General features: G+C 78.4%; 3 protein-coding genes. All 3 read right to left on the bottom strand.

Annotated elements, in window-relative coordinates:
* Positions 1-889 (bottom strand): beta-ketoacyl synthase N-terminal-like domain-containing protein (locus ABD363_RS31260; protein WP_425578047.1); only part of this gene is annotated, 889 nt, incomplete at its 3' end.
* A gap of 32 nt (positions 890-921) precedes the next feature.
* On the bottom strand, positions 922-15,438 hold the full coding sequence (locus ABD363_RS31255) for an SDR family NAD(P)-dependent oxidoreductase (RefSeq protein ID WP_425578046.1): 14,517 nt from the start codon (positions 15,436-15,438) through the stop codon (positions 922-924).
* A partial coding sequence (locus ABD363_RS31250) for a beta-ketoacyl reductase (protein WP_344609706.1) occupies positions 15,435-16,648 on the bottom strand: 1,214 nt, incomplete at its 5' end. The genes ABD363_RS31250 and ABD363_RS31255, both read right to left, overlap by 4 nt.

Genomic DNA, 16,648 nt, shown 5'->3' with positions numbered 1-16,648 from the left:
TCAGACCGTTCGAGGCGCCGTCCTGGTTCACGGCGGACCCCTTGATCACGGCGAGGATGCGGCGGCCGTTGCGCACGGCGTCGGAGAGCTTCTCCAGGACGACGACGCCGACGCCCTCGGACCAGCCGGTGCCGTCGGCGTCGTCGGAGAACGCCTTGCAGCGGCCGTCGGCGGCGAGGCCGCCCTGGGCGTCGAAGCCGGTGAACGCGGCCGGTGTCGTCATCACGGTGACGCCGCCGGCCAGCGCCAGGGAGCACTCGCCGCTGCGCAGCGCCTGCGCCGCCAGGTGCAGCGACACCAGCGACGACGAGCAGGCCGTGTCCACGGTGACCGCCGGGCCGACCAGGCCCATGACGTAGGCGACGCGGCCGGAGATCACGCTGGCGGCGAGGCCGGTGCCGGCGTGTCCGGACAGGTCCTCCTGGGCGGTGTGCACCAGCCGTACGTAGTCCTGGCCGTTGGTGCCGACGAACACGCCGGTGCGGCTGGAGCGCAGGGTGTGCGGGTCGAGGCCGGCCCGTTCGAACGCCTCCCAGGACGTCTCCAGCAGCAGCCGCTGCTGCGGATCCATCGCGAGGGCCTCGCGCGGGCTGATGCCGAAGAAGGCGGCGTCGAAGCCGGCGGCGTCGTCCAGGAAGCCGCCCCGGCCCTGGAGGTCCCAGCCGCGGTCGGCGGGGAACGGGGTGATGGCGTCGGTGCCGGAGGCGACCAGTTCCCACAGCTGCTCGGGGGTGTGCACCCCGCCGGGGAAGCGGCAGGCCATGCCGACCACGGCGACCGGCTCGTGGCGTCCCGACTCGGCCTCCTGGAGACGCCGCCGGGTCTCGTGCAGGTCGGCGGTGACGTACCTGAGGTATTCGACGAGTTTCGCTTCGTCCGGCATGGTCAGATGCCCTTTCCTCGGTGGGGGACGCGACCGGTTCAGCGGTCGGTGGGTCGGCCGATCTCGCTGTCGATGAAGGCGATGATCTCTTCGGCGCTGGCGGTGCCGATGCGTGTGCGGACGTCGTCGTCCGCCCCCTGCCGGTCACCGCCGTCGTCGGTGATCCGGGCGAGCAGGGCCCGCAGCCGGGCCGCGGTGCCCGTCCGGGCGGCCGGGTCGAGGCCGCCCGCGGCGAGCGCGGTGGTCAGGGCCGTGTCCAGGCGGTCGAGTTCGGCGTCCAGCCCGCCGGCGGGCGGGGTGTCGTCGCGGCCGAGCCGCTCGGCGAGGTGCGCGGCGACGGCCAGGGGCGTGGGGTGGTCGAAGACGAGGGTGGCGGGGATGCGCAGCCCGGTGGCGTCGGCGAGCCGGTTGCGCATCTCGACGGAGGTGAGGGAGTCGAATCCGAGGCGGGCGAACTCGTCCCCGGCTGCGATCCCTTCGGGTGTGTCGTGGCCGAGCACGGCGGCCGCCTCGGCGCGCACCAGGTCGGTGAGGTGGCGGGTGCGGTCCTGCGGGCGCAGGCCGTCGAGGCGGGCGGCGAGCTCGGCGGCGCGGTCGCGTCCGGCCGCGGTGCGGCGTGTGCCGATCAGCCCGCGCAGCACGGGCGGCACGGGTCCGGCGAACGGCAGCGGGCCGGCGGGGCGGGCGGCGGTGCGCATCAGCACGGGCCGGGCGTCGTCGCGCGCGGTGGCCGCGTCGAACAGGGCGAGGCCCAGCCCGGGGTCGAGCGGCGGGGTGCCGGAGCGGTGCATGCGCCGGACGTGCTCCTCGCTCAGCCCGCTGGTCATGCCGGAGCCGTGCGCCCACGGGCCCCAGGCGAGCGAGTGGCCGGGCAGGCCGTGCGCGGCGCGGTGCTGGGCGAGGGCGTCGAGGAAGGCGTTGGCGGCGGCGTAGTTGGCCTGGCCGGGGCTGCCGACGACGCCGGCGGTGGACGAGTACGTGACGAACGCGGCCAGGTCCAGGTCGCGGGTGGCCCGGTGCAGGTGCCAGGCGGCGTCGGCCTTGGGCCGCAGCACGGCGTCGAGCCGGTCCGGGGTGAGCGCGTCCAGGACGCCGTCGTCCAGGACGCCGGCGGTGTGCACGACGGCGGTCAGCGGGTGCTCGGCGGGGATGCCGGCGAGGAGGGCCGCCACGTCGTCCGGGTCGGCGACGTCGGCGGCGGCCAGGGTGACGTGGGCGCCCAGGGCGGCGAGTTCGTCGCGCAGCTCGCCGGCGCCGGGTGCGTCGGGGCCGCGCCGGCCGGCCAGCAGCAGGTGGCGCATGCCGTGCTCGGTGACCAGGTGCCGGGCGAGGACGCGGGCGAGGCCGCCGGTGCCGCCGGTGATCAGCACGGTGCCGTCGGCGCGCCAGCGGGCCGGGCCGGCCTCGGTGACCGAGGCGGCGTCGGGCACGCGGGCGAGCCGCGGCACCCGCAGGCGTCCGTCGCGCACCATGAACTGCTCCTCGTCGGTGTCCGGCAGGGCGGGCAGCACGGCCGAGGCGGCCGCGTCGCCGTCGACGTCGACGAGGAGGAACCGGCCGGGGTGTTCCATCTGCGCGGACCGCACCAGGCCCCAGACCGCCGCGGCGGCCGGGTCGGTGACGTCCTCGCCGCGCGGCGCGACCGCGCCCCGGGTGACGAACACCAGGCGGGTGCGGGCGAACCGGTCCTCGGCCAGGAACTCCTGCATCAGCGTCAGCGCGCGGTGCGTCAGCTCGTGGACCGCTCCGGCGGGGTCGTCGGGGCGGCCCGTGAGCGGAACGGCGACCGTCCGCACCGGCGCCCCGTCACCTTCTCGCAGTTCGGCTATGGACTTCACTGGTTCCGCGAGCGGCCCGAGGACGGCGGCCGGGTCCGGGTCGCCGGCGCCGAGGGCGTACCAGGGCGCCGGGTCGGCGGGGGCGGGCGGCACGGGCCGCTCCTCCCAGTCCAGGCGGAACAGCGCGGTGCGCAGGTCGGCCCCGGCGGCGGGGGCGCCGGGGCGGGGCGGCGCGGGGCGCAGGACGACGGCGCGGGCGGTGAGCACGGGCGCCCCGCCGGGGTCGGCGGCGACGAGTTCCCGGGTGTCGCCGGTGCCGGTCAGCCGGACGCGCAGCTCGGTGGCGGAGACCGCGTGCAGGGCGACGTCGTGCCACCGGGCGGCGAGCAGCCGCTCCGGTGCGCCCGCGTCGCCCGCGGCCAGGAGGTGCGCGGCGTGCAGGGCGGCGTCGAGGAGGACGGGGTGCAGGCCGAACCCGGCGTGCTCGCCGGCCTCCCCGGGCAGCGCGACCTCCGCGTACAGGTGGTCGCCGTGCCGCCAGGCGGCGCGCAGGGCGCGGGCGGCGGGGCCGTGTTCCACGCCGGCGCCGGCGAGCCGGTCGTACAGGCCGTCCAGGGCGAGGGCGGTGGCCCCGGGCGGCGGCCACTGGCCGGCGGCGAACCGGGTGGCGGCGGGCGGCGGGGCCGGCTGTTCGGGCGTGAGCCGGCCGTGGGCGTGCTCGGTCCACGGGGCGTCCGGCTCGTGGGCGGGCCGGGTGTGGCACCACACGGGCCGGCCGCCGTCCTCGCCGGGCGCCCCGATCCGCAGCTGGAGCTGGAGCGCGCCCCGGTCGGGCACGGTCACGGGCTCGGTGAGGGCGAGTTCGGCGACGTGCGGGGTGCCGGACCGGTCGCCGGCGCGGACGGCGGCCTCCACGAGGGCGGCGCCGGGCAGGCGGGGCGCGCCGTCCACGGCGCAGTCGTCCAGCCAGGGGTGCAGGGCGCGCGACAGGGTGCCGGTGAGGACGAGTTCCCCGGCGCCGGCGACGGGCAGCGCGGCGCCCAGCAGCGGGTGGTCGGTGGCGGCGAGGCCGAGTCCGGCGGCGTCGGCGGAGCGCGGGGACGCGGTGGGCCACAGCCGGCGCCGCCGGAAGGGGTAGGTGGGCAGGTCGGGCAGTCGCCGGGCGCCGGTTCCCGCGTACAGGGCGGTCCAGTCGACGGTGACGCCCCGCACATGCAGCGCGGCGAGCGCGGCGACCGCCGAGGCCTCCTCGGCGTGGCCGCGGCGCAGCAGCGGGACGGCGACGGCCGCGTCGGGGGCGAGGTCGGCCACCAGGGAGGTGAGGCCGCCGTCGGGCCCGATTTCCAGGAAGGCGTCGGCGCCGGCGGCGGTGAGGGCGCGGACGGCGTCGGCGAAGCGGACGCTCTCGCGGACGTGCCGCACCCAGTACTCGGGTGAGGCGAGGTCGTCGCCGGCCGGAGCGCCGGTCAGGGCGGAGACGAACGGGACGCGGGGCCGGCGCAGGGTGAGGCCGGCGACGACGGCCCGGAAGTCGTCCAGCATCGGGTCCATCAGCGGCGAGTGGAAGGCGTGGGACACCTCCAGGCGGCGGGTGCGGCGGTCGCCGAGCCGGGCGAGGACGGCGTCGACCGCGGCCCGGGCGCCGGACAGCACCAGCGAGGACGGGCCGTTGACGGCGCCGACGGCCACCTCGTCGGTGAGCCGGGGCCGCACCTCCTCCTCGGTGGCGGCGACGGCCACCATGACGCCGCCGGGCGGCAGTTCGCCCATCAGGCGGGCGCGGGCGGTGACCAGGGCGCAGGCGTCGTCCAGGGACAGCGCGCCCGCGACGTGGGCGGCGGCGATCTCGCCGACCGAGTGCCCGGTGACGTGGGCGGGGCGCACGCCGAGCGACTCGACGAGCCGGAAGAGGGCGACCTGGAGGGCGAACAGGGCGGGCTGCGCGTGTTCGGTGCGCCGCAGCGCCCGGGCGTCGTCGCCCCAGGCGACGTCCCGCAGGCCGGGCGGCAGGTGGGTGAGCACCTCGTCGAAGGCGTCGGCGAACACCGGGAAGCGGGCGGCGAGTTCGCGGCCCATGCCGGGGCGCTGGCCGCCCTGGCCGGAGAACACCAGGGCCGGGGTGCGTTCGGCGGCGGTGCCGCGGACGGTCGTGCCGCCGGGCAGCAGGACCGCGCGGTGCGGGAAGACGGTGCGGGCGGCCAGGGAGCGGCCCACGTCGCGCGGGTCGCGGCCGCGCGCCCAGTCGGTGAGGGCGGTGAGCCGGTCGTCCAGGGCGTCCTCGGTGCGGGCGGAGACCGGCCACGGGGTGACGGCCGGCGTCCGTGCGGGCCGGTCCGGCTCCGGCCGTGCGGCGGGCGCGGCCTCGAGGACGACGTGCGCGTTGGTGCCGCTGATCCCGAACGCGGAGACCGCGATGCGCGGCGGCCGGCCGGTCTCGGGCCACGGGGTGGTCTCGGTGAGCAGCGACAGGGCGCCCGAGGACCAGTCGACGCGGCGGGAGGGCGTCTCGGCGTGCAGGGTGCGGGGCAGCCGGCCGTGGCGCAGCGCGAGCACCGACTTGATGACGCCGGCGACGCCGGCGGCGGCCTGGGTGTGGCCGATGTTGGACTTCACCGAGCCGAGCAGCAGGGGCCGTTCGCGGTCCTGGCCGTAGGCGGCGACGAGGGCCTGCGCCTCGATGGGGTCGCCGAGGCGGGTGCCGGTGCCGTGCGCCTCGACGGCGTCCACGTCGGCGGGGGCGAGGCGGGCGTCGGCGAGGGCGGCGCGGATGACCTGCTGCTGGGCGGGCCCGTTGGGCGCGCTGAGCCCGTTGGAGGCGCCGTCGGAGTTGACGGCCGTGCCGCGCACCACGGCCAGCACGTCGTGCCCGTTGCGCAGGGCGTCGGACAGCCGTTCCACGACCAGCATGCCGACGCCCTCGGACCACACGGTGCCGTCGGCGTCGTCGGAGAACGCCTTGCAGCGGCCGTCGGCGGCGAGGCCGCCCTGGATGCTGAAGCCGACGAAGCTGACCGGGGTGGTCATGACGGTGACCCCGCCGGCCAGGGCCAGGTCGCACTCGCCGTCGCGCAGCGCCCGGCAGGCCAGGTGCAGCGAGACCAGGGAGGAGGAGCAGGCGGTGTCGACGGTGAGGGCGGGGCCCTGCAGGCCGAACACGTAGGCCAGGCGGCCGGAGATCACGCTGGCGGCCAGGCCGGTGCCGAGGTGCCCGCCGATGTCCTCGCGGGCGCGGGTGGCGAGGTGGACGTAGTCCTGGCCGTTGGTGCCGACGAACACGCCGGTGCGGCTGGAGCGCAGCGCCTGCGGGTCGAGGCCGGCCCGTTCGAACGCCTCCCAGGACGTCTCCAGCAGCAGCCGCTGCTGCGGGTCCATCGCGAGGGCCTCGCGGGGGCTGATCCCGAAGAAGGCGGCGTCGAAGTCGGCGGCGTCGTGGAGGAACCCGCCGCGCGTGGTGGCGCTGCTGCCGGGGCCGCCGCCGTACAGGGTGTCGAGGTCCCAGCCGCGGTCCTCGGGGAACGGGCCGGTGCCGTCGCGGCCGGACAGCAGCAGTTCCCAGAACTCCTCCGGGGTGCGGACCCGGCCGGGGAAGCGGCAGGCCATGCCGACGACGGCGAGCGGCTCGTCGACGCCGGGGGCGGCGGAGGCGGAGGGGGCGGGTGCCGCGGGCGCGGGGGCGTCGGCGGCGAGTTCGGCGAGCAGGTGCGCGGCGAGGCGGCGCGGGCTCGGGTAGTCGTAGACGAGGGTGGCGGGCAGCGTGAGGCCGGTGGCGGCGGACAGGCGGCGGCACAGTTCCACGGCGGTGACCGAGTCCATGCCGAGCCGGCCGAACTCGTGGTCGGGGTCGATCCCGTCGTCGCCGCGGTGGCCGAGCACGGCGGCCGTCTCGGCGCGCACCAGGCCCGCCAGGTGCCGTCGCCGCTCGTGGGCGGCGAGGCCGTCGAGCCGGGCGAGGAGCGCCGCGCGCGTGGCGGAGTCGTCGCCGGCCGGTTCGGTGGCGCGGGGCGCGGGCGGGGCGGCGGGGCCGCCGTCGGGCCAGTACCGCTGCCGCTGGAAGGGGTAGGTCGGCAGGTCGACGCGGCGGGCCCCGGTGCCGGCGCACAGGGCGCGCCAGTCGACGGGGACGCCGGCCGCGTACAGCGTGGCCAGCGCGGTGACGACGGCCTCCTCCTCGCCGCGGTCGCGGCGCAGCAGCGGCACGGCGACGCCGTCCCGCGGCCCGGTGGACAGGATGTGGCCGCTGAGCACGCCCGTCGGGCCGGCCTCCAGGAAGGCTCTGGCACCGGCGGCGCGCAGGGCGTCCACGGCGTCGGCGAACCGCACGGTGGCGCGGGCGTGCCGGACCCAGTACTCCGCCGAGCACAGCTCCTCCGGCCGGGCGATCCGGCCGGTGAGGGCCGAGGCCACGGTGATGCGGGGCGGGTGGAACGCGAGGCCGGCGAGGGCCTGCCGGAAGTCGTCCAGCATCGGCTCCACCAGCGGCGAGTGGAAGGCGTGGGACACGGCGAGGCGGGTGTGCCGCCGGCCCAGGGCCGCCAGGACGCGCCGCACCGCGTCCTCGGCGCCGGAGACGACGACCGCGGCGGGGCCGTTGACGGCCGCGAGGGACACGCCGTCGGTGAGCAGCGGCCGCACCTCGTCCTCGGCGGCCTCGACGGCGGCCATTACGCCGCCCGCGGGCAGCGCGGCCATGAGCCGGCCGCGCGCGGCCACCAGCGTGCAGGCGTCCGCGAGGGAGAGGACGCCGGCGACGTGGGCGGCGGCCACCTCGCCGACGGAGTGGCCGGTGACGTGGCCGGCGGTGACGCCCCAGGACTCCAGCAGCCGGAACAGCGCCACCTCGACGGCGAACACCGCGCACTGGGCGTGGTCGGTGCGGTCGAGCAGCGCCTGGTCGGTGCCCCGCATCGCGTCCCGGACGGCCGGGTCGAAGTGGCCGAGGACCTCGTCGAGTGCGGTGGCGAATGCGGGGAAGCGGGCGGCGAGTTCGCGGCCCATGCCGAGCCGCTGGCTGCCCTGGCCGGGGAAGACGACGGCCAGGGGGCGGTCGGCGGCCAGGCCGCGGGCGAGTTCCGTCGTGCCGTCGGGGTGCAGCACGGCGCGGTGTTCGAGGGCGGCGCGGCCGGCCAGGGTCCAGGCCACGTCCCGGGCGTCGAGTCCGCCGGCCGCGGCGCGGATCCGGTCGATCTGGGCGTCGAGGGCGGCCTCGGTGCGGGCGGAGACCACCCACGGCAGCAGTGCCGTGGCCGGGGCGCGTTCCGGTTCGTCCGCGGCGGGCGGCTGTTCCAGGACGACGTGGGCGTTGGTGCCGCTGATGCCGAAGGACGACACGCCGGCGCGGCGCGGCCGGCCGGTGTCCGGCCACGGGGTGTTCTCGGTCAGCAGCCGCACGGCCCCGGCGGACCAGTCGACGTGCCGGGACGGCACCTCGGCGTGCAGGGTGCGGGGCAGGACGCCGTGCCGCATCGCCAGCACGGTCTTGATGAGTCCGGCGGCGCCCGCGGCGGCCTGCGTGTGCCCCAGGTTGGACTTCACCGAGCCGAGCAGCAGGGGCCGTTCGCGGTCCTGCCCGTAGGCGGCGATGAGCGCCTGCGCCTCGATCGGGTCGCCCAGGGCGGTGCCGGTGCCGTGCGCCTCGACGGCGTCCACGTCGGCCGGGGCGAGTCCGGCGGCGGCGAGGGCGGCGCGGATGACCTGCTGCTGGGCGGGCCCGTTGGGCGCGGTCAGGCCGTTGGAGGCGCCGTCGGAGTTGACGGCCGTGCCGCGCACCACGGCGAGCACGTCGTGCCCGTTGCGTTCGGCGTCGGAGAGGCGTTCCACGACGAGGACGGCGACGCCCTCGGACCAGCCGGTGCCGTCGGCGCCGTCGGAGAACGCCTTGCAGCGGCCGTCGCCGGCGAGGCCGCCCATGCGGGAGAACCCGGCGAAGCCGACCGGGGTGGACATGACGGTGACCCCGCCGACGAGGGCGAGGCCGCATTCGCCGGCGCGCAGCGCCTGCCCGGCCAGGTGCAGGGCGACCAGGGAGGAGGAGCAGGCGGTGTCGACGGTGAGGGCGGGGCCCTGCAGACCGAACACGTAGGCCAGGCGGCCGGAGGCGACGGAGGTGTTCAGGCCGGTGGTGGCGTGCGCCTCGACGTCGACGGAGGACTGCGTGACGAGGGTGCCGTAGTCCTGGCCGCTGAGGCCGACGAAGACGCCGGTGCGGCTGGAGCGCAGGCCGCGCGGGTCGATGCCGGCGCGTTCCAGGGCCTCCCAGGCGGTCTCCAGCAGCAGCCGCTGCTGCGGGTCCGTCGCCAGCGCCTCGCGCGGGGAGATCTCGAAGAACGCGGCGTCGAAGTCGGCGGCGCCGCGCAGGAACCCGCCGGTCACGCCGTCGGCCGCGGCGATGCCGGTGTGCCGCTCCCAGCCGCGGTCGTCGGGCATCCCGGAGATGGCGTCGCCGCCCGCCGCGACGAACTCCCACAGCTCCTCGGGCGAGGTGATGCCGCCGGGGAAGCGGCAGGCCATGCCGACCACGGCGAGCGGCTCGTCGGCGCCGGAGGCGGCGGGCCGCGCGGGCGCGGGGGCGTCGGTGACGGCGCCCTCCTCGACGAGTTCGCCGAGCAGGTGGCCGGCGAGGCGGCGCGGCGTCGGGTGGTCGAAGACGAGCGTGGCGGGCAGCGTCAGGCCGGTGGCGCCGGCGAGCCGGTTGCGCAGCTCGATCGCGGTCAGCGAGTCCACGCCGAGCCGGCGGAACTCGTGGTCGGCGTCGACGGCGTCGCCGGTGCCGTGGCCCAGCACGCCCGCCGCCTCGGCCCGCACCAGCTCGACGAGGTGGCGTCGCCGCTCGTCGGGCCGCAGGGCGGCGAGCCGGCCGACGAGCGCGCCGCGCGAGACGGCCCCGCCGCCCGCGGCGCGCCGGCCGGGCCGGACCAGGTCGCGCAGCAGCGCGGGCACGGTGGCCGCCGGAGGCAGCGGGGCGGCGCCGACGGGCAGCGGGGCGAGCGTGGCCGCGTCGGTGGCCAGCGCGGCGTCGAACAGCGCGAGGCCCTGTTCGGCGGTGAGCGGCGGCAGTCCGAGGGCGGCGGTGCGCCGCAGGTCGCGGTCGGACAGGCGGGCGGTCATTCCGCCGCCGTCCTGCTCCCAGCCGGGCCAGCGCAGCGACAGCGCGGGCAGGCCGTGCGCCCTGCGGTGTTCGGCGAGCGCGTCGAGGAAGGCGTTGGCGGCGGCGTAGTTGGCCTGGCCGGGGCTGCCCATGAGGCCGGCGGTGGACGAGTACAGCACGAACGCGGCCAGGTCCAGGTGGCGGGTCTCCTCGTGCAGCTGCCAGGCCGCGTCGGCCTTGGGGCGCAGCACGGCGTCGAGCCGGTCCGGGGTGAGGGCGTCGAGGACGCCGTCGTCGAGGGCGCCCGCCGCGTGCACGACGGCCGTCAGGGGGTGCTCGGCGGGCACCCGGTCCAGCAGGGCGCGGACCGCGCCGGGCTCGGTGAGGTCGCAGGCGACGACGTCCACCCGCGCGCCGTGGCCCGCGAGTTCCTCGCGCAGGGCGCGGGCGCCGGGCGCGTCGGGTCCGCGGCGGCCGGCCAGCAGCAGGTGCCGGACGCCGTGCCGGGTGACCAGGTGGCGGGCGAGGAGGCCGCCGAGCGTGCCGGTGCCGCCGGTGACGAGGACGGTGCCGTCGGGGTCGGGGGCGGCGGGCAGGGTGAGGACGAGTTTGCCGGTGTGCCGGGCCAGGCTCATGAAGCGGAACGCCTCCGCGGCCCGCCGCACGTCCCAGGCGCGCACCGGCAGGGGGCGCAGGGCGCCGGCGTCGAACAGGGCGGTGAGCGCGGTGAGCATCCGCCGGATGCCGTCGGGGTCCACCCAGCCGAGGTCGAAGGCCTCGTAGCGGATGCCGTCCGGGACGGTGTCCGCGTCGCGGACGTCGGTCTTGCCCATCTCCAGGAACCGGCCGCCGGGGCCGAGCAGCCGCAGCGAGGCGTCGACGAACTCGCCGGACAGCGCGTTGAGGACGACGTCCAGGCCGCCCTCCCCGGCGACCTCGGCGAACCGGTCGGCGAAGCCGGTGTCGCGGGAGGAGGCGATGTGGTCGTCGGCCACGCCGAGGGCGCGCAGCACGGGCCACTTCGGCTCGCTGGCGGTGGCGAAGACCTCCGCGCCGAGGTGCCGGGCGAGCTGGACGGCCGCCATGCCGACGCCGCCGGCGCCGGCGTGCACGAGGACCTTCTCCCCGGGCCGCAGCCCGGCGAGGTCGACGAGCGCCCGGTAGGCGGTGAGGAACACCAGCGGCACCGAACCGGCGGTCTCCCAGGACCAGCCGGCGGGTACGGCGGCCAGCTGCCGTTCGTCCACGACGACGGTCGGGGCGAAGCCGCCGGCGACCATGCCCATGACCCGGTCGCCCGGCCGCCACAGCCGCGCGTCGGGGCCCGTCTCGACGACGACGCCGGCGGCCTCGGAGCCGAGCGGTCCGGGCTCGCCGGGGTACATGCCGAGGGCGCTGAGCACGTCCCGGAAGTTGACGCCGGCGGCGCGCACCGCCACCCGGACCTGGCGCCCGGTCGGCTCCGGCTGGTCGCAGGGCACGAGGGCGAGGCCGTCGAGGCTGCCGCGTTCGGCGGCGTCCAGCCGCCAGTTCCCGGTCGCGGGCGGGACCAGCGCGGGGCCGGCGCCGCGGGTCAGGCGGCCGACGCGCAGTGTGCCGCCGCGCAGGACGGCCTGCGGCTCGGTGTCGTCGAACAGGGCGGGCAGGGCGGGCAGCAGGCCGGCGGAGGCGTCGTCGGTGTCCACCAGCAGCAGGCGGCCGGGGTGTTCGGCCTGCGCGGAGCGGACCAGGCCCCACACGGCGGCGGCGCCCAGGTCGGTGACGTCCTCGGTGTCGGTCGCGGCGACGGCGCCGCGGGTGACCAGCAGCAGGCGGGAGCGGCGGAAGCGGTCGTCGCCGAGGAAGTCCCGCAGCAGGGCGAGCACCCGGCGGGTGGCCGCGCGGGCCGCCTCGGCGCCCGTCCCGGTCCCGGCGACGGGGACGACGAGGTGGCGCGGCGCCCGCTCCCCCGGCACCCGGTCCAGCGCCGGGACGTGCGCGGCCCCGGCCAGGTGGGCGGCGAGCCCGAAGGGGTCCTCGCCGACGAGCGCCCAGGTGCCGCCCGCGGCCTCCGGCGTGTCGCGGGGCCGCCACTCCAGGCGGAACAGGGAGCCGGCCGCCTCGGGCGGCGCGGCCGGGGCGACGGCGTCCGGCGCGGCCCGCAGGGTGAGGCCGGCGACGGAGACGACGGGGGCGCCGTGCGCGTCGGCGGCGTCCACGACGACGGTGTCCGGGCCGGTGCGCAGCAGCCGGGCGCGCAGCAGCCCGGCGCCCGAGGCGTGCAGGGTCACGTCGCGCCACTCGAACGGCAGCAGCCGCTCGTCGTCGCCGTCCAGGGCGGCGGCGTGCAGCACGGAGTCCAGCAGTCCGGGGTGGATGCCGTAGGCGCCCGTGTCGCGGACCGAGGGGTCCAGGGCGATCTCCGCGAAGAGTTCCCCGCCGCGCCGCCACAGGGCGCGCAGCCCGCGGAAGGCGGGGCCGTAGACCAGGCCGGCGGCGGCGTAGCGGTCGTAGCGGCCGGTGATGTCGACGGGCCGGGCGTCGCGGGGCGGCCACCGGACGGCGTCGAAGTCCGCCGGCCCGGCCGCCTCGGGGGCGAGCCGGCCGGTGGCGTGCAGGGTCCAGGGGGCGTCGGGGTGGTCGGCGGGCCGCGCGTGGAACCACAGCGGGCGGCCGCCGTCCGCGTCCGGCCCGCCGACCCTCAGCTGGACCCGGACGGTGCCCTCCTCGGGCAGGACCAGCGGCACGGCGAGGGTCAGCTGCGCGACGCGGGCGCAGCCCACCCGGTCGCCGGCCCGGACGGCCAGCTCCAGGAAGCCGGTGCCGGGGAAGACCACCGCGCCGCCGACGCGGTGGTCGGCCAGCCACGGCTGGAGGGCCGGGGAGAGCACGCCGGTGAGCACGAGGTCGTCGGTGCCGGCGACGGTCATCGCCGCGCCGAGCAGCGGGTGCCCCGCGGTCTCCAGGCCGGCGCCGGACACCTCCGCGGCGTGGACGCCGCCGGCCGGCCAGTACCGCTCGTGCTGGAAGGCGTACGTCGGCAGGTCCACGCGGCGGGCGCCCGTGCCGGCGAAGAACGCGGCCCAGTCGACGGCGACGCCGTGCACGTGCAGGCCGGCGAGGCCGGTGACGAGGGCGGGCTCCTCGGCCCGGTCGCGGCGCAGCAGCGGCCGCACGTCGGCCTGCCCGGGCAGGCAGGCGCGGGCGGCGGCGGACAGCACGGCGTCCGGGCCGACCTCCAGGAAGGCGGTGGCCCCGGCGTCGGCGAGGGCGGTGACGGCGTCGGCGAAGCGGACGGTCTCCCGCGCGTGCCGCACCCAGTACTCGGCCGAGCACAGCTCGTCCGCCTCCGCGATCCGGCCGGTCAGCCCGGACACCAAGGCGATCCGCGCGGGACGCGGGTCGAGTCCGGCGACGGCCTCACGGAAATCGTCGAGCATCGGGTCCATCAGCGGCGAGTGGAAGGCGTGGCTGACCGCGAGCCGGGTGTGCCGCCGCTCCCCCAGCGCGGCCAGCACCCGGCCCACCTCGTCGTCCGCGCCGGACAGCACCACGGACGCCGGCGCGTTGACCGCCGCCACGGCCACGCCGGGCGTCAGCAGGGGCCGGACCTCGTCCTCGCCGGCCTCGACGGCGACCATCACGCCGCCGGCCGGGAGGGCCGCCATCAGCCGGCCGCGCGCCGCGACGAGGGCGGCGGCGTCGGCGAGGGACAGCACGCCCGCGACATGGGCGGCGGCGATCTCGCCGACCGAGTGCCCGGCGACGAAATCGGCGCGCACGCCCCAGGACCGGAGCAGCCGGTACAGGGCGACCTCGACGGCGAACAGCGCGGCCTGGGCGTGGTCGGTGCGGTTCAGCAGCGCGTCGTCCGTGCCCCACATCACCTCGCGCAGCCCGGGGCCGAAGCAGTCCAGCGCCTCGTCCAGCGCGGCGGCGAACGCCGGGAAGCGGGCGTGCAGTTCGCGGCCCATGCCCAGGCGCTGGCTGCCCTGCCCGGAGAACAGCAGGGCGAGCTTGGGCCGGCCGGTGACGCGCCCGGAGACGGTGCCGGGCCCGGTGGGGTCGGCGAGGGCGGCGGTGAGGGCGGCGGGGTCGTCCGCGGCGCCGACCAGGGCGGTGCGGTGGTCGAGGGCGGCGCGGGTGACGGCGAGGGAGTAGGCGACGTCGAGGGGGCGCGGGCCGGGGGTGCGGTCGAGGAGGTCGCGCAGCCGCCGCGCCTGGTCCCGCAGGGCGGCCGGGGTGGCGGCGGACAGCAGCCAGGGCAGGGTGCCCGGCGTGCGGCCGGGCGTCTCGGGCGCGGCGCCGGGGGCGGGCGGGGCCTGTTCGAGGATGACGTGGGCGTTGGTGCCGGTGACGCCGAAGGAGGAGACGCCGGCGCGGCGCGGCCGGCCGGTGTCGGGCCAGGGCCGCTCGGCGGCGAGGACCTCCACGGCGCCGGCCGTCCAGTCGACGAGGCGGGTGGGGGTGTCGGCGTGCAGGGTGCGGGGGGCGACGCCGTGCCGGATCGCCATGATCGTCTTGATGACGCCGGCGACGCCGGAGGCGGCCTGGCTGTGGCCGATGTTGGACTTCACCGAGCCGAGCAGCAGCGGGCGTTCACGGTCCTGGCCGTAGGTGGCGAGCAGGCTCTGGGCCTCGATCGGGTCGCCGAGCGGGGTGCCGGTGCCGTGCGCCTCGACGACGTCGACGTCGGCGGGGGCGAGGCGGGCGGCGGCCAGGGCGGCGCGGATGACGCGCTGCTGGGCGGGCCCGTTGGGGGCGGTGAAGCCGTTGGAGGCGCCGTCGGAGTTGACGGCGGAGCCGCGCACGACGGCGAGCACCGGGTGCCCGTTGCGTTCGGCGTCGGAGAGCCGCTCCAGCAGCAGCACGCCGGCGCCCTCGGCCCAGCCGGTGCCGTCGGCGCCGTCGCCGAACGCCTTGCAGCGGCCGTCGCGGGCGAGGCCGCCCTGGCGGCTGAACTCGACGAGCGGTCCGGGCGTGGCCATCACGTTGACGCCGCCCGCCAGGGCGAGGGTGCTCTCACCGCTGCGCAGCGACTGGCAGGCCAGGTGCAGGGCGACGAGGGAGGAGGAGCAGGCGGTGTCGACGGTGAGGGCGGGGCCCTGCAGGCCCAGGGTGTAGGAGAGCCGGCCGGACAGGGCGCCGGCCGCGATGCCGCTGCCGGCCTCGCCGTCGGCGTCGTCCAGGGACCGCAGCACGAGGTGCGCGTAGTCCTGGCCGTTGGTGCCCATGAACACGCCGGTGCGGCTGGAGCGCAGCCGGGTGGCGTCCAGGCCGGCGCGTTCGACGGCCTCCCAGGCGGTCTCCAGCAGGATGCGCTGCTGCGGGTCCATGCGCAGCGCCTCGCGCGGGGAGACGCCGAAGAAGGCGGCGTCGAAGCCGGCGACGTCGTCGAGGAAGCCGCCGCGGGTGGACAGTTCGTGGCCGTGCTCGTCGGCTCCGGCGGTGCGCAGCGCGGTGAGGTCCCAGCCGCGGTCGGCGGGCAGGTCGGACACCGCGTCGGCGCCGTCGGCGACGAGCCGCCACAGGTCCTCCGGGGAGCGCACGCCGCCCGGGTAGCGGCAGCCGATGCCGATGACGGCGATCGGTTCGCCGGCGGCGGCGACCAGCTGCCGGTTCTTCCTGCGCAGGCGGTCGGCGTCCTTCAGGGCGGCGCGCAGGGCCTGGACGACCTGCTCGCTGGGCGTCGTGGTCATGGCTGGCTCCGTCACTCGGCCGACTCGTCGGTGGCGTCGGGGTCGCGGGGGTCGTCGGCGGGGTCGGTGGGGTCGGTCGCGTGGCCCTTCAGGGCGGCGCGGACGAGGTCGTCGAGGGCCATGGCGTCGATGTCGCCGTCCGGTCCGCCGTCCGCCGGGCCGGCCGGCGCGGCCGCGGGGGTGTCGGGGGCGCCGGCCAGGGCGAGGAGGTCGTCGAGGAGTCCGGCCTCGCGCAGCCGGGCCACGGGCAGGCCGGCGAGCACCGACCGGATCCGCGCGTCCTCGGGGCTCTCGCCGGGCGCGGGGTCGGGCGCGGCGGGTTCCTGCGGCGCGAGGCGTCCGGTGAGGTGCTCGGCGAGCGCCAGCGGCGTCGGGTGGTCGAACACCAGGGTGGCGGCCAGGGGCAGGCCGGTGGCCGCGGTGAGCTGGTTGCGCAGCTCGACCGCGCCGAGGGAGTCGACGCCGAGGTCGCGGAAGAGGCGTTCGGCGCCGACGGCGGACGCGTCGCGGTGGCCGAGGACGGCCGCGGCGCGCGTCAGCACCACGTCGAGGACGGCCTCGGTGCGCCGCGCGGGCGGCAGCTTCGCCAGCCGGTCCCGCAGGGACTCGGCGGGCTCGGCGGTCCGCTCGGCGGCCGGGTGCGGCCGGTCCCGGCCGGGCAGGCCGCGCAGCAGGGGGCGCGGCCGGCCGGCGCCGGGCCCGGCGAACGCGTCCGCGGTCAGGCCGGCGACCAGGGCCGTCGGGTGGGGTTCCGCGACGAGCCGGCACAGCATCTCGGCGGCGAGGGCGGGGTCCATGGGTTCGACGCCGGCCCGGCGGGTGGCCTCCTCGGCGGCGGCGGCCCCGGCCATGCCGCCGCCCGCCCACACGCCCCAGGCGATGGACGTGGCGGGCAGTCCGGCGGCGCGGCGCCGCTCGGCGAGCGCGTCCAGGGCGGCGTTGGCGGCGGCGTAGTTGGCCTGGCCGGGGTTGCCGACGAGGGCGGTCGCCGAGGAGAACAGGGCGAACACCTCCAGGTCGTGGTCGCGGGTGAGTTCGTCCAGGAGCAGGGCGGAGGCCGCCTTGGCGCGGAACACCGCGGCGAACCGCTCGGGGGTGAGCCGGTCCAGGACGCCGTCGTCCACGACGCCCGCGGTGTGCACGACGGCGGTCAGCGGCAGCTCGTCGGGGATCGCGGCGAGCAGTGCGGTGAGCTGCGCGCGGTCGGCGACGTCGCAGGCGGCCA

Origin of the sequence: Streptomyces glaucus, from assembly GCF_039533365.1 — a bacterium.
GTDB lineage: Bacteria > Actinomycetota > Actinomycetes > Streptomycetales > Streptomycetaceae > Streptomyces > Streptomyces glaucus.
This window is presented reverse-complemented; position numbering and strand designations above follow the sequence as displayed.